At 46.2% G+C, this 13,811-nt stretch carries 15 protein-coding genes; 9 read left to right on the forward strand and 6 right to left on the reverse strand.

Annotation, left to right across the window (positions count from 1 at the left end; genetic code table 11):
• Window positions 1-10: 10 nt before the first annotated feature.
• Entirely contained in the window at window positions 11-304 is a 294-nt protein-coding gene (locus FD971_RS07340; protein ID WP_015421612.1) for a hypothetical protein, read from the forward strand.
• On the opposite strand, the gene FD971_RS07345 is transcribed toward FD971_RS07340, so the two are convergent.
• Window positions 301-1,314 (reverse strand): D-glycerate dehydrogenase, encoded by a 1,014-nt coding sequence (locus FD971_RS07345; RefSeq protein ID WP_215333618.1) that lies wholly within the window; start codon window positions 1,312-1,314, stop codon window positions 301-303. The two genes, FD971_RS07340 and FD971_RS07345, sit on opposite strands and share 4 nt — an antisense overlap.
• Window positions 1,315-1,433: 119 nt before the next feature.
• On the opposite strand from FD971_RS07345, the gene fdxA reads away from it, so the two are divergent.
• The 5 genes from fdxA to FD971_RS07370 are packed head-to-tail and all read left to right on the forward strand — an operon-like array spanning window position 1,434 to window position 5,914.
• Window positions 1,434-1,757 (forward strand): ferredoxin FdxA, encoded by a 324-nt coding sequence (fdxA, locus tag FD971_RS07350; protein WP_215333620.1) that lies wholly within the window; start codon window positions 1,434-1,436, stop codon window positions 1,755-1,757.
• Between the two features lies 1 nt (window position 1,758).
• Window positions 1,759-2,802 (forward strand): NAD(P)/FAD-dependent oxidoreductase, encoded by a 1,044-nt coding sequence (locus tag FD971_RS07355; RefSeq protein ID WP_215333622.1) that lies wholly within the window; start codon window positions 1,759-1,761, stop codon window positions 2,800-2,802.
• A 38-nt stretch (window positions 2,803-2,840) separates the two neighbouring features.
• Window positions 2,841-3,635, forward strand: coding sequence for a thymidylate synthase (locus FD971_RS07360; RefSeq protein ID WP_215333624.1), 795 nt, complete (start codon window positions 2,841-2,843; stop codon window positions 3,633-3,635).
• A 14-nt stretch (window positions 3,636-3,649) separates the two neighbouring features.
• On the forward strand, window positions 3,650-4,147 hold the full coding sequence (locus tag FD971_RS07365; RefSeq protein WP_215333626.1) for a dihydrofolate reductase: 498 nt from the start codon (window positions 3,650-3,652) through the stop codon (window positions 4,145-4,147).
• A gap of 60 nt (window positions 4,148-4,207) precedes the next feature.
• Window positions 4,208-5,914, forward strand: a complete 1,707-nt coding sequence (locus tag FD971_RS07370) for an amidohydrolase (RefSeq protein WP_215333628.1) — start codon at window positions 4,208-4,210, stop codon at window positions 5,912-5,914.
• A gap of 87 nt (window positions 5,915-6,001) precedes the next feature.
• Here FD971_RS07370 and FD971_RS07375 read toward each other — a convergent pair whose 3' ends face one another.
• Together FD971_RS07375 and pmbA are read right to left on the reverse strand one after the other, a co-directional pair.
• Window positions 6,002-7,084 (reverse strand): TRAP transporter substrate-binding protein, encoded by a 1,083-nt coding sequence (locus FD971_RS07375; protein WP_215333630.1) that lies wholly within the window; start codon window positions 7,082-7,084, stop codon window positions 6,002-6,004.
• 69 nt (window positions 7,085-7,153) lie between these two features.
• Window positions 7,154-8,455, reverse strand: coding sequence for a metalloprotease PmbA (gene pmbA / locus FD971_RS07380; protein ID WP_371743075.1), 1,302 nt, complete (start codon window positions 8,453-8,455; stop codon window positions 7,154-7,156).
• A 71-nt stretch (window positions 8,456-8,526) separates the two neighbouring features.
• On the opposite strand from pmbA, the gene mog reads away from it, so the two are divergent.
• The gene (gene mog / locus FD971_RS07385; protein WP_215333634.1) at window positions 8,527-9,150 is read left to right on the forward strand and encodes a molybdopterin adenylyltransferase; all 624 of its coding nucleotides are present in this window, start codon (window positions 8,527-8,529) and stop codon (window positions 9,148-9,150) included.
• Window positions 9,151-9,231: 81 nt separating this feature from the next.
• On the opposite strand, the gene orn is transcribed toward mog, so the two are convergent.
• The gene (gene orn / locus FD971_RS07390) at window positions 9,232-9,819 is read right to left on the reverse strand and encodes an oligoribonuclease (RefSeq protein WP_215333636.1); all 588 of its coding nucleotides are present in this window, start codon (window positions 9,817-9,819) and stop codon (window positions 9,232-9,234) included.
• Between the two features lie 15 nt (window positions 9,820-9,834).
• Here orn and FD971_RS07395 point away from each other — a divergent pair, with 15 nt between their 5' ends.
• Window positions 9,835-11,085, forward strand: a complete 1,251-nt coding sequence (locus FD971_RS07395; protein ID WP_215333638.1) for a M48 family metallopeptidase — start codon at window positions 9,835-9,837, stop codon at window positions 11,083-11,085.
• 15 nt (window positions 11,086-11,100) lie between these two features.
• Window positions 11,101-12,114 (forward strand): ribosome small subunit-dependent GTPase A, encoded by a 1,014-nt coding sequence (gene rsgA / locus FD971_RS07400; protein ID WP_215333640.1) that lies wholly within the window; start codon window positions 11,101-11,103, stop codon window positions 12,112-12,114.
• Here the strand turns inward: rsgA and FD971_RS07405 are convergent.
• Together FD971_RS07405 and FD971_RS07410 are read right to left on the reverse strand one after the other, a co-directional pair.
• Window positions 12,059-13,018: a CobD/CbiB family protein gene (locus FD971_RS07405; protein WP_215333642.1), complete on the reverse strand. Its 960-nt coding sequence runs from the start codon at window positions 13,016-13,018 to the stop codon at window positions 12,059-12,061. The two genes, rsgA and FD971_RS07405, sit on opposite strands and share 56 nt — an antisense overlap.
• Window positions 13,015-13,752, reverse strand: a complete 738-nt coding sequence (locus tag FD971_RS07410; RefSeq protein ID WP_215333644.1) for a CoA pyrophosphatase — start codon at window positions 13,750-13,752, stop codon at window positions 13,015-13,017. The genes FD971_RS07405 and FD971_RS07410 overlap by 4 nt, the downstream gene beginning before the upstream one ends.
• Window positions 13,753-13,811 lie beyond the last annotated feature (59 nt).

Below are 13,811 nucleotides of genomic sequence, written 5' to 3' on the forward strand. Positions count from 1 at the left end.
ATTGCACCTCATGAAACTCACCAAAAAAGAAATTGCCTTCGTAGATCCAATGCATACCGCCAAAACTCTGGTTCTGGTTTACCTCTGCTTCTCTGTACCGATTGTGTTGCTGGCTTTGTTTGTAGCCTTCATTCGTGACGGTGCCATTCCTGGATTTACCGTTCTCTCCGCATTAATTCTTAATGCCTTACTTGGTTTCGCTTTGCTCTGGATTGCCTGCAAGGTTTACAACTGGGTAGCAGGTAAATTTGGTGGTATTGAATTAGCACTGCGCGAGCTCCCAGAAGAAATCGAAGCAGACTAAGTTTTAAACACTTCAGCATTAATTAAGCTGGGCGGCCTCTTTCCGTCAAGCGCTGCTCGTAAATTATCTATCGCAAGATCCACCATCGCTCTACGTGTTTTTTCTGTAGCACTTGCAATGTGCGGTGCCAACACGATATTGCTGCACTTCAGCAACTCTGGATGCACTTGAGGTTCACCTTCAAACACATCTAATCCAGCTGCAAATATTTTTTTGCTTTGCAATGCTTGCGCTAATGCCGCATCATCCACAATACCGCCACGGGCAATATTAATCAGAGTTGCGGTGGGTTTCATCATGGCAATTTCTGCAGCGCCAATCGTGTGATGGTTTTGAGCCGTATAAGGCAGCACCAAGACAACATGGTCGGCAGTGCGAAGTAATTCTTCTTTAGAAACGTAAATGGCACCACAAGCTTTTTCATCAGCATCCGAGAGATGACTGCGGTTGTGATAAATCACCTTCATACCAAAACCAAGCGCACGTTTAGCAATACCTTGGCCAATGCGACCCATTCCAATAATACCAACGGTGCTGTGATGTAAATCCATACCTAATGGATTATTCACAATCGACCACTGATCCCACTTGCCCGCTCTAACCCAATGTTCTGATTCTGTAATACGCCTTGCAGTTGCCATCAATAAAGCAAAACCAAAATCTGCTGTTGTATCCGTAAGAACATCAGGGGTATTTGTAGCCATGACACCGGCTGCAGTAATTGCTGGGACATCAAAATTGTTATAGCCAACAGAAATATTAGCCACCACCTTTAAATTTTTCGCTTGAGCAAGGGCCGACGCATCGATCCGCTCACTGCCTGCTACCAAAGCCCCCTCCACCTCTGAAAGCGCCTTTTGTAGCTCTTCTGGGGTGAGAATTTTGTCGGACTGATTAGATCGAACCTCATAAGATTCCTCCAATTTGGCTAGCGCCTCAGGAAAAATCGCTCTAGCGACCAAAATCTTTGGCTTAGTGGAAAGTGTGGAGGTATGTGCTGGAGTATTCATAGCGTGACTTTACCTCAAGTAAATTGGCGCTTTTGAGTGAAAAATAGGCTGATTCGGCTAAAATTGGTGTTTTATAACTTTGCAGCCTATTCATATGGGCTCCTTACCTGTAAACCATCATGACTTACGTTGTTACCGAAGCCTGTATCCGTTGCAAATACACCGATTGCGTTGATGTCTGCCCAGTCGATTGTTTTCGTGAAGGCCCCAACTTTTTAGTAATCGATCCGGATGAATGTATTGATTGCGCAGTGTGCGTACCTGAGTGCCCGGTAAATGCGATTTATGCAGAGGATGATGTTCCAGGGGATCAACAAGCATTCATCAAATTGAATGCAGATTTGTCGCCTTCATGGACATCCATCACCAAATCCAAAGCTGCATTGCCAGAAGCCGAAGAGTGGAAAGACGTTAAAAATAAACTCGACCAACTGGTAAAGTAAATTGCACTCCCCCATTGAAACCGATGCAGTCATTATTGGCGCCGGTCCAGTGGGACTCTTCCAAGTCTTCGAGCTTGGACTCCTAGAAATTAAAGCGCATGTCATTGACTCATTACCTGAAGTAGGCGGTCAATGTATTGAACTCTATCCAGACAAACCAATCTACGACATTCCAGCGATTCCGGTTTGTACTGGTCGCGAGCTCGTTCGCAATCTGCTCAAACAAATAGAGCCGTTCAAACCACAGTTCCACCTCAATCAAGAGGTTTCCACTTTCGAGAAGCAGGCCGATGGCCGCTTTTTGATTCGCACATCCCAAGATCAACAATTTTTGAGCAAGGCTATTTTTATTGCTGCTGGCGTTGGTGCATTTCAACCACGCATACTCAATTTAGATGGCATTGAGGCATTTGTAGATAAGCAGGTCTTCTATCGCATCAGAAATCCTGAGCAATTTGTAGGCAAGCGTGTGGTGATTTGTGGTGGTGGAGATTCTGCTTTGGATTGGGCATTACATTTTGTTGATCAAGCGGCAAGCGTGACACTCATTCATCGCAGGGATGAATTTAAAGCGGCACCTCAATCGATTACAAAAATGCACGCTCTTTGCGCGGCTGGCAAGATGGAACTCATCATCGGGCAAATTACCGGACTTGAATCCTCTAATGGCAAGCTCACGGAAATTGCTCTCACCAATATTGATGGTGAGATTCAAAATGTTGACTTAGATGCGCTCTTATTGTTTTATGGCCTCTCGCCTAAATTGGGCCCTATTGCTGACTGGGGTCTCGATATCGATCGCAAGCAAATTGCTGTGGATACGACTTGCTTTCAGACTAGTACGCCCGGTATTTACGCCGTTGGGGATATCAATATCTACCCTGGCAAGAAAAAACTGATTCTTTCAGGCTTTCATGAGGCAGCCTTGGCGGCTTTTGCAGCAGCGGCCTATCTAGCCCCTGAAAAGCAGATTCAACTCCAGTACACCACCACCTCCCCAAAGCTTCATAAAGCGCTTGGGGTAAGTCCACCGACATTCGAGTAAGCTCCTAATATCACCGAATCATTTAGCTGAATATACCTATGCGCCAATATCACAACCTCATGAAGGAAGTCCTCGAAAAAGGCATCCAAAAATCCGATAGAACCGGAACCGGAACTATCTCGATCTTTGGTCATCAGATGCGCTTTAATCTGGCCGAAGGCTTTCCGATGGTCACCACTAAGAAGCTCCATCTCAAGTCCATCATCTTAGAATTGCTTTGGTTTCTTAAAGGCAGTACCGATAACAACTGGCTCAAAGAGCGTGGTGTTTCTATTTGGAACGAATGGGCAGCCCCAGATGGCGACTTGGGCCCAATTTATGGCTACCAGTGGCGTTCATGGCCAGCTCCTAATGGTGAGCATATTGACCAAATCGCTGAAGTTGTAGAGACCCTCAGAAAGAATCCTGACTCACGTCGCATTATTGTTTCTGCGTGGAACGTAGCTGATATTCCTCGCATGGCTTTGGCGCCTTGCCACGCCTTCTTTCAGTTCTATGTTGCTGATGGAAAATTGTCTTGCCAACTATATCAACGTAGTGCGGATATTTTCTTAGGCGTACCTTTCAATATTGCTAGCTATGCCCTACTGACGCACATGATGGCTCAGCAGTGCAATTTAGAAGTGGGTGACTTTGTATGGACTGGTGGTGATTGCCATCTCTACAGCAACCACTTAGAGCAAGTTGATCTTCAGCTATCTAGAGACTTCTTCCCGCTGCCTAAGCTGAATATTCTACGTAAGCCAGATTCCATCTTCGATTATGAATTCGAAGATTTTGAAATCGCCGGCTATGAATCCCATCCTGCCATTAAAGCTCCTGTAGCTGTTTAAGAAATTAGATCCTCATGACTGCAGCTAAGCATCCCGCTATCTCAATGATTGTTGCCCGTTCACGTAATCACGTGATTGGCCGTGATAATCAAATGCCTTGGAAGATTTCTGCTGATTTGCAGTTCTTCAAAAAAGTGACCATGGGCCACCCCGTCATCATGGGTCGCAAGACTTGGGAATCCATTGGTCGGCCACTTCCTGGACGCCGCAATATCGTGGTGAGTCGCAATGCGGATCTCAAGTTGACTGGTGCGGAAGTAGCCAACTCACTTGATGCAGCACTCGCCACTTTGAATGAATTCACCCGCGTATTTGTGATTGGTGGAGAACAACTCTTTACTCAAGCTTTTCCCAAGGCAGATCGCCTTTACATTACCGAGATTGATATCGATGTAGATGGTGGCGATACCTTCTTCGAAGTTCCTAATCAATCCGAATGGAAAGAGATTGAGCGCACTCCAGCATCCGAAGGTGAGATTACGTTTAATTTCATTACGCTTGAGCGTAAATAGAAAAATTACATCCCATTAAAAGCCGTTTTATTCAATTACCCTCAACACTAGGGCTACAAAATGCATCTCTTAAGCTGCATCACTCTCGCATCAATCTGCTTACTTTCCGCCAGCCAAATAGCTAATGCCGCCGGGAATGCCGATACTATTTTTTATGGTGGCGATATTGTCACAATGAATAAATCTCAGCCTGCAGCGGAAGCTGTTGCCATTCAGGATGGAAAAATCATCCAAGTTGGCTCACTAGCTAAGCTCAAAGCTGTTCAAGGTAAAGATACCAGGCTAGTTAACTTAAATGGTCAAACTTTAATGCCAGGTTTTGTTGAGCCTCATGTACATATCTTTGGTACGGCGTTCTCTGAAGAACTTTGGCAAAACATGTCGAACTTCGAGATGCCACATGACACTTTAGATAGTTTAGTTACAAAGCTGACAGCGAATAGCAAGAATGTTAAAGATGGGGAGTGGATTACTGCGTTTGGCGTTGATCCCTCAAGGACCGACCCATTTATGGCTGAGTTGACGGCTGATATCTTGGATAAAGTATCCACAACTAAGCCAATCTTTGTCATGAACCAAAGTATGCATATTGCCTATGTAAACCATAAGGCTTTGGAAATGGCGGGGATTACTGACTCCACTCCAGATCCTAAGGGTGGCAGATTACTTAAAGATAGCAAGGGACGTCTAACGGGTGTAGTTTATGAGGTACCAGCCTTTTATTTGTTCTTAAAAAAGATGCCTGTACCTAACCAGAATTTAATTGAACAAGCGCTTGCAAAGGTTGGTCAGAAAATGGTGCGCAAGGGTGTTACCACTTCAGCAGAAATTTCTCTCGGCGCTTACCTTGGTGTTGACAAAGAAAATGCTTTATTAAACGACATGACTCACAGCGGTAAGCTGCCTGTTCGTGTCAGAGGCTATATGTATTCAAACGCATATCCACTGACTAACAATAGCTATAAGCCAGGTCAAGGCGATGATGTCTATAAACTTATTGGCGTCAAGATTGTGTCGGATGGATCCGACCAAGGCCTCACTGGTGCGATGACTAAGCCATACAACTATCCAGCTGGCACCACCAATACCGGCAGCCTCAACTTTACTGATCAAGAACTCTATGATCTTGCTAAACCAAGATTTGATCAGGGTTGGCAAATCTCCGTACATTCCAATGGCGATAGAGCAATTGAGCAGACTCTCAATGTGTTTCAGAAATTAGTTGCTAAGCCAAGTGACGCTAAGAGTAGATTAAGAATTGAGCACTTCACAGTTCCTACTGAGGCACAGATTGCAAAAGCAGCAAAACTAGGCGTTGTTCCTGGTTTTACGATTGGACATACGGATTATTGGGGTGAAGCATTCCACGATCATCTGCTTGGGCCAGAGAGGGCTAATCGAATTGACCCAAGTGCAAGCCTGATTAAGAACGGCATGCATTTTGCATACCATAGCGACTCTCCAGTTTCTCCTATCCACCCATTGAAGTACGCCTCCGAGGGCGCTTCACGACTTTGGCAAGTAGCGCCGCAAAAGGTGTTAAACGTAAAGGAAAAGGTATCCATTAATGATGCTTTAAAGGCGGTCACTATTGATGCAGCCTATCAGCTCAAGATGGATGACAAAGTTGGATCTATCGAGACTGGTAAGTATGCTGACTTTGCCATCGTTAATAAAAATCCTATGAAAACAGATGCCTATAAGATTAGAGATATTGAGGTGAATGAGACTTGGGTTAATGGAAAACAGGTATTCAAGAAGCAGTAAATTTTCTACATCTGCCTTGTAAGAAAAGCCACTCTAGGGTGGCTTTTCTTTATCTACAATTAATGCCCCGCCCTCAGACTCTGATCATCATAGCTTCTTCGCAAAACTGTATTGCGCAAATGCCTGCTCTGCCACGTTAAACCACTGCGCCTCCATGTTTCTGAAGGCTCGATAGTCATCAAAAATTTTCTTGAACTGGGGATTCTTAGCAGACTCTTCAGCATAAGTTTCTTGACTAGCCTTAAAGCAGGCATCCATGACTGAGGTATTGAACTTGCGCAAAACTGCACCACCTTGAACAAGGCGCTGCAATGCCGGTGGATTCAAAGCATCGTACTTGGCACACATATCAGTATGGGCTTCAAAACACGCTGCCTGCCATGCCGCTTGGTATGAAGGCGGCAGTGCATCCCACTGCTTCTTATTCACCAAGAATGAAAGCCCGGCCGCACCTTCCCAAAATGCAGGGTAGTAATAATTTTTAGCTACTTTCGCTAGACCTAATTTCTCATCATCATATGGGCCCACAAATTCAGCAGCATCAATTGTGCCTTTTTCTAGAGCTGAATAAATTTCACCGGCAGGTAATTGTTGTGGCACTACACCTAACTTAGCAAGTACCTGTCCAGCAAAGCCAGCGATACGGAATTTAAGCCCCTTGAGATCCTCTGGAGACTTAATCTCTTTGCGGAACCAGCCACCCATCTGAGTCCCGGTTTGCCCGCCCAAGAAGTTCACGATGTTGTAACTTGCATAGAGCTCACGCATCAACTTCATGCCATTGCCATGCAACATCCAAGCAGATTGCTGGCGTGCCGTCATACCAAAAGGTGCGGCAGTATCAAAAATAAATGCACTGTTCTTGCCTAAGTAGTAATAGCTAGCGGTATGGCCACACTCCACTGTACCGTTTTGAACTGCATCTAATACCTGCAGAGCAGGAACTACTTCACCAGCAGCAAATACTTTGACATTGAACTTGCCATCCGTTGCTTTGCGCAAGGCATTAGCAAAAACTTCTGGCGTACCAAACAAAGTATCTAAAGATTTAGGAAAGCTCGAGACCAAACGCCAATTGAGGGTTGGCAAGCTCTGCGCAATGGATGGGGCGGCTAACGCTGCTGCGCCTGCGCCGATAGTGGCTTTCTTTAAAAAGGAACGTCTTTGCATCTTCTTCTCCTCCAAAAAATTATTTATTTCTTTTTTATTTATGTTTTTATATTTTTTACTATTGCTATCTTATTTACCACCAACCGTCATGGATCTAATCAGAATAGAGCCCGTTTCTTTGGTTCCGCGGATTAATGAATCGCTACCAATCATCTGAATATCCATCAGCATATCGCGCAGATTACTAGCAATCGTAATTCCTTCTACTGGGTACTGGATTTCGCCATTCTCCACCCAGTAACCAAATGCACCGCGAGAGTAATCCCCAGTGACGTAATTCACACCCTGCCCCATGAGCTCGGTAACCAACAAACCAGTACCCATTTCTTTTAAGAGTGCGGGTAATCCGCCTTTAGGCGTCTTACGACTTTGTAATGTCAGGTGATGGGAGCCACCAGCGTTGCCAGTAGTTTTCATGCCAAGTTTTCTGGCGGAATAGGTAGACAAGAAATAACCTTGTAGTACACCCTTATCGACCACCGTCCTTGCGCTTGTTTTTACGCCCTCCTCATCAAAAGGAGCGCTACCTGTCATTGACTTCAGGTGAGGGTTTTCAAAAAGACTAACGTGCTTTGGTAAAACTTGTTTACCCAAACTATCCAATAAAAAACTGGAGCGACGATATAAGGCGCCGCCAGAAACAGCCTGCACTAATCCACCCAATAAGCCGGCAGCCAAAGGTGCCTCAAAAATCACCGGGCAGCGACGAGTAGTGAGCGATCTTGCTTTAAGACGTGAGAGAGCACGTTCTGCCGCGTATTTACCAATCGCGGCTGGATCAGCCAATTCTTCAGGAATACGCGAACTGGAATACCAATCATCACGCTGCATAAGTGCCTTTTTGCCACCCTCATTTGCAATCGGTGCGCAAGAAATATAGTGGCGTGAGAATGGATAGCCGCCCATAAACCCATGGCTGGTCCCCATCATGAAATGCGCATGATGTGCCGATACTGAAGCACCATCGCTGTTTTTAATTTGTTTACTCACTGCAAAGGCAGCACCTTCAGCAGTACGTGCAATATCAATTGCTGTTGCCGAGTCTAAATCCCACGGATGAAATAAATCTAAGTCACGTGGATGTTTTTCAAGCAGCTCTTTTTCAGCAGGCCCCGCACAGAGATCTTCAGCCGTATGCTGGGCAATATGGTACGCAGCCTCAACAGTAGCCTTTAAGGAATCTTTAGAGAAATCACTCGTACTGGCATTACCGCGACGATGACCCAAAAAGACCGTTACGCCAACCTGTTTATCCAAGCTTTGCTCAATCGTCTCGACCTCGCCTTTGCGAACGGTGACAGATAAACCTTGACCTTCAGAGACCTCAGCTACAGCATCGGAGGCACCCCGCTTTTTGGCCTCTGTGAGCATGAAATCAATGATTTCTTGAAACTGATTTGATGAGTATGTAAACATGCCCTAATAATAGCTAGAATAGAAACATGAAGCATACCGAAGCCTGGAAAAGATCCACCCCCAACGAAATCAAAATTGGCCTGATCTCCATCTCCGATAGAGCAAGTAAGGGCGTCTATACCGACGAAGGCATTCCTGCCCTGCAATTGTGGCTACAAACTGCCATTAGCACCCCCTGCGTCTTTCATGAGCGCCTCATTGCTGATGAGCAAGAGGTTATTACTGAAACCATCGTAGAACTGACCGATGATCTGGGTTGCGATTTAGTCCTCACCACAGGCGGTACAGGCCCCTCTCGCCGAGATGTAACCCCAGAGGCCACAATGGATGCTGGAACGCGGGAAATGCCCGGATTTGGCGAGCAAATGCGTCAAATTAGCCTGCGCTTTGTACCTACTGCAATTTTGTCCCGCCAAACAGCTGTTTTACGAGAAATCGAGGGGCATACCGCCCTTGTGATCAATTTGCCTGGCCAACCTAAATCCATCAAAGAAACGCTTGAGGGACTCAAGGATGCTGAGGGCAAATCCATTGTTCCAGGCATTTTTGCTGCCGTGCCCTATTGCATCGACCTGATCGGCGGACCCTATATCGAGACAGATGAATCTATCGTCAAGGCTTTTAGACCCAAGAGCGCAATTAAGAAATAAGGCGAGCAATCATTCAAGAAAGCAAAAGGGTCTAGTAATAGACCCTTTTTTATTATTGATTACCCATTCCTCGATACAGAATTACTCCGGCAAAGGAACAATAAACTTTTCCCGGTAGTACTTGAGCTCCTCAATAGATTCCTCAATATCCGCCAAGGCGGTATGAGCCTGCTTTTTAGTAAAGCCCTTAACAAGCTCCGGATGCCAACGCTTGCAGAGCTCCTTAAGCGTTGAAACGTCAATATTCCGATAATGAAAGAATGCCTCTAGCTTTGGCATGTACTTGGCCATAAAGCGCCGATCTTGACCAATCGTATTGCCACACATTGGGGCAATACCAGGCTTAATGTATTTCTTCAGGAAGGCAATGCATTCGGCTTCAGCAGTGGCTTCATCAGTTGTTGATGCCTTGACCTTATCAATCAGGCCAGAGCGACCGTGGGTACCTTTATTCCAGGCATCCATCGCATCCAATAAGGCGTCGTCTTGGTGAACCACCCAAACAGGGGCGGTGGCAATGGTGTTGAGGTGTGCATCGGTCACGATTACAGCAATCTCCAAAATACGCTCTTTTTCAGGGTCTAAACCTGACATCTCCATATCCACCCAAATCAGGTGCTCATTGGCTGGCGCCGCCTTTACTGCCGGGGTAACTATTTTTTCACTCATATCTATAATCATCTCATGACATTCACAATTGTTTTTCTAATCGCCTTCATCGCCAGCTTTGGTCTACGCCACTGGTTATCCCAACGTCAAATTCATCACGTTGGGATCAACCGTAGTGCGGTGCCCACCGAGTTTGCTTCCCAAATCTCTTTAGCTGAACATCAAAAGGCTGCCGACTATACGATTGCAAAACTGCGCCTTGGTATTTTAGAGAATGGTGTCAGTGCAATTATTTTGATAGGTTTCACGCTCTTAGGTGGATTGCAGATTTTAAATATTGCACTTCTACAATTATTAGGCGAAGGCATTGCGCAGCAAATGGCCTTGCTGATTTCCATCGTCATCATCTCCGGAATTATTGACCTTCCCTTCTCTTGGTACAAGCAGTTTTATTTAGAAGAGCGCTTTGGTTTCAACCGCATGAATGCCAAACTCTTTTTTAGCGACATGGTCAAAGGCTTGGGTGTTGGTGGGGCAATTGGCGTACCTCTTCTCTGGGTGATCCTGAGCCTAATGGCGCAGGCAGGCGACTTTTGGTGGCTTTGGGCTTGGGGTGTTCTGACTGTATTTAGTCTATTAATGCAGTGGATACTTCCGACCTTTATTGCGCCGATTTTTAATAAGTTTGAAGCACTTGAAGAAGGCCCACTCAAGACACAAATTGAAGCTTTGTTAACGCGTTGTGATTTTGCAAGCCAGGGCCTGTTTGTCATGGATGGTAGCAAGCGTAGTGCGCACGGCAATGCATTTTTTGCTGGTATGGGTAAAGCCAAACGCATCGTATTTTTTGATACCTTGATTGAGAAGCTCAATCCCGGTGAAGTTGAAGCCGTACTGGCTCATGAGCTGGGACACTACAAATGCAAACATATCCGCAAACGTTTGCTAGTTTCGTTTGCTTTGAGCTTTGTGACATTTGCGCTATTGGGCTGGGTGAGCACACAGCCTTGGTTCTACAGCGACCTCGGTGTGATGCCCAACCCAAATGGCTACAACGGTGGCCTAGCCTTAGCACTCTTCATGCTGGTATCCCCTGTCTTTAGCTTCTTCTTAACTCCGCTATCGAGCCTAGCATCACGTAAACATGAATATGAAGCAGATGGTTTTGCTGCAGATAAATCTTCTGCAAGCGATTTGATCTCTGCCTTAGTCAAACTCTATCAAGACAACGCTTCAACTTTGACTCCGGATCCAATCTATACGGCTTTTTATAGTTCGCATCCTCCCGCTCCATTACGCATCGCCAATCTCAAACGCCTTAGCTAAGGAGCATTTGATTTAATGGAACAATTTCATGCGCTACTTACTGCCTCTTACGGAAGGCATTATTTAGCGCAGCGCTTAACAAAAGATGAGCGCGGCAATGAATCCCCTGTCGGTGAATTAATTCAGGTCAGCACTCCAGCAAAACAGCATATTGGCGCGGTAGGCGATCGGATGCTGCTGGAGATGACTTCGGTTGATCAAGCGCGCATTATTCGCATTGAGCCACGAGAAAATTTACTCTACCGATCTGATGCTTTTAAGAGCAAACTCATTGCCTCAAATGTCGATCAAATATTAGTAGTGCTAGCTACGCAACCCGCTTTCTCACCCGATCTTTTGGGCAGAGCGGTTGTTGCTGCAGAAACCAATCAAATTGGTCTACACATTCTTCTGAATAAGTGTGACCTCAAAGATAATCTAGAGCATGCACGCAAGATCATTGCGCCCTATGCGCGCATGGGTTATCCCGTTACCGAGGTGTCAGCCAAATTTGATGAAGCCTCCATCGAAGCATTGCGCCCTGCTATTTGCGGCAAGGTTTCAGTGTTTGTGGGTCAATCGGGCATGGGCAAATCTAGCCTGCTCAATGCCTGGGTTCCGAATGCAGCAGCAATTACGCAAGAGTATTCAGTACGCCTAGATACCGGCAAACACACCACTACGGCATGCCGCTACTTTGAACTGCCCGAGGCGTGGGGGCGAGATGCAAACGGCAAATTGGGTGCTTTAATCGATTCTCCAGGCTTTCAGGAGTTTGGCTTGGCACACATGTCGGTTAGCGAGCTAGAACATGCCTTTAGAGAGTTTCATGATCTATTGGGCAAGTGTCGCTTTCATAACTGCGCTCACCAATCTGAACCGGATTGCGCAATACGCGAAGCTGTCGACAGAAATGAAATAGCGCCAGAAAGACTGGCGCTATTTAGGCAATTACGTTCTGACTCAAAAACGGCCGATACGCAGATTCAAGGAATTAGCCAAGCCAAAGAGCGATGGTCAGCATTAGCAATAAAGCCATCCAAGCGATAACCAAACGCCACACCAAGCCAATTGCAGAGCGCATGGTGCGCTCATTTGGTTCCAAACCTACTTCGTAAACAACCGGCTCGCCGGCTTCAGCCATACGTAAAGCTTCATCGCTGTTAGGCTCGCTCATAGGCTCACCCAAACGAACACCTAAGGCGCCACTACCTGATGCCAAGATCACTGCCGATAAAGAGTCGGGCCACTTACCAGTTAAGTGACGCCATGCATAAACTGCGCCCTCAAAGTTGCCGACAATTGCAAAGCCCATTGCGGTAATACGTGCAGGCACCCAATCCAATACGTAGAAGAAATGGCGCGCTGCTTCACTTAAGTTGAAATCACCTTTTTCCGACCAGCGCTGAGAAGCTGTGTCAGCCAAGCGGTACAAGACCACGCCCGCTGGGCCCATAGGCATCAAGAACCAGAACAACACACCAAATACATGGTGATGTGAGCCAATAATGGCGCGCTCTAGTGCAAGAGAAATTACTTCAGTCTCTGAGAGATTGGAAACATCTAAATCAGGGCCATACCATTCGCTGAGTGCCAAGCGGGCCGCTGGCAAATCATGGTTTGCAATCGCCTCATGAACCAAGGTAAAGGAATGACTAAATTGGCGAAAGCCAAAAAATAGATAAGCAATTAATACATTCCACAGAAATCCCAAGATCGGGAAAGTCACCATGAATACAACATAAAGCACGAACACAAGAAAAGTTGGCAGAATGAAAGCAACCAAGCAGGCCATACGAGCACCGACTGGACTCGCGCCTTCTTCGGTCTTGCCACCGAATTCACCGGCAACCCAATCCAACCAGCGAGCACTCATGCGCGCGATCCAATGAGTCGAAGTCACTGGGCGATATTGCTCAGCAATGAGGGCGAAGAGGATAGAAAAGAAAGTCATACTTTTAATAAATGATAAAGGTTACGCAACATACCCGCAGTAGCACCCCAGATAAAACGATTTTCATAGGGCATTGAATAAAACCGACGACTACCCTGATCACTCTCCCAGACCCGCACTTGATGATTTGCTGGGTCCATTAAAAAATGTAAAGGCACTTCAAAAACATCTGCCACTTCAAAGGCATCTAATGCATATTCTGCCTGAGGTTTTACCAATCCCACAACTGGCGTCACACTATAGCCTGAAACCGTTAAATACTGAGGCAAATGACCGATGATCTCCACCCCATGCCGATTCAAGCCAATCTCCTCCTCACTTTCTCGTAAAGCGGTGTCATTGGGACTGGAATCGCCTGGATCCATGCGCCCACCTGGAAAGCTAATTTGACCAGCATGGTCGTGCAAATGATCGGTTCTTTGGGTTAACAACACCGAGAGGCCTTCGCTCTTTAGAAGCAGAGGAATAAGCACTGCCGCCTGGGTAATTTTTCCAGCAGCTTGGCGATTTTGAATAATGCCCGCTGCAATCACCTGTCGATTCTCATCGGTAATCTCTGGCTGCCAAGCCGGGGGGTTTTGGAAACGATTCTTCAGATTCGTCGGATGCAAATGATCATAGGCCACTGCAGGCTGACCAGCGCATACCTCATGAATCGGAATGGCTTGCGCATCAAAACCCAAAGGAGCTGCAGCGCTCAATTTTTGCTCTGGGGGATTCGGGTTTTGAGTCATGCGTTTATTTTAGGGCAATAAAAAAGGCGACCTAGGCCGCCTTCTTTTTGGATTAAAGC

This window comes from Polynucleobacter sp. AP-Ainpum-60-G11 (genome assembly GCF_018688375.1).
In the GTDB taxonomy this organism is placed as follows: domain Bacteria; phylum Pseudomonadota; class Gammaproteobacteria; order Burkholderiales; family Burkholderiaceae; genus Polynucleobacter.

What these genes read in the sequence shown, in the direction of transcription:
- FD971_RS07340 (WP_015421612.1), top strand. Translation starts at nt 11, where the DNA reads ATGAAACTCACCAAAAAAGAAATTGCCTTCGTAGATCCAATGCATACC.
- FD971_RS07345 (WP_215333618.1), bottom strand. Translation starts at nt 1,314, where the DNA reads ATGAATACTCCAGCACATACCTCCACACTTTCCACTAAGCCAAAGATT.
- fdxA (WP_215333620.1), top strand. Translation starts at nt 1,434, where the DNA reads ATGACTTACGTTGTTACCGAAGCCTGTATCCGTTGCAAATACACCGAT.
- FD971_RS07360 (WP_215333624.1), top strand. Translation starts at nt 2,841, where the DNA reads ATGCGCCAATATCACAACCTCATGAAGGAAGTCCTCGAAAAAGGCATC.
- FD971_RS07365 (WP_215333626.1), top strand. Translation starts at nt 3,650, where the DNA reads ATGACTGCAGCTAAGCATCCCGCTATCTCAATGATTGTTGCCCGTTCA.
- FD971_RS07370 (WP_215333628.1), top strand. Translation starts at nt 4,208, where the DNA reads ATGCATCTCTTAAGCTGCATCACTCTCGCATCAATCTGCTTACTTTCC.
- FD971_RS07375 (WP_215333630.1), bottom strand. Translation starts at nt 7,084, where the DNA reads ATGCAAAGACGTTCCTTTTTAAAGAAAGCCACTATCGGCGCAGGCGCA.
- pmbA (WP_371743075.1), bottom strand. Translation starts at nt 8,455, where the DNA reads ATGCTCACAGAGGCCAAAAAGCGGGGTGCCTCCGATGCTGTAGCTGAG.
- mog (WP_215333634.1), top strand. Translation starts at nt 8,527, where the DNA reads ATGAAGCATACCGAAGCCTGGAAAAGATCCACCCCCAACGAAATCAAA.
- orn (WP_215333636.1), bottom strand. Translation starts at nt 9,819, where the DNA reads ATGAGTGAAAAAATAGTTACCCCGGCAGTAAAGGCGGCGCCAGCCAAT.
- FD971_RS07395 (WP_215333638.1), top strand. Translation starts at nt 9,835, where the DNA reads ATGACATTCACAATTGTTTTTCTAATCGCCTTCATCGCCAGCTTTGGT.
- rsgA (WP_215333640.1), top strand. Translation starts at nt 11,101, where the DNA reads ATGGAACAATTTCATGCGCTACTTACTGCCTCTTACGGAAGGCATTAT.
- FD971_RS07405 (WP_215333642.1), bottom strand. Translation starts at nt 13,018, where the DNA reads ATGACTTTCTTTTCTATCCTCTTCGCCCTCATTGCTGAGCAATATCGC.
- FD971_RS07410 (WP_215333644.1), bottom strand. Translation starts at nt 13,752, where the DNA reads ATGACTCAAAACCCGAATCCCCCAGAGCAAAAATTGAGCGCTGCAGCT.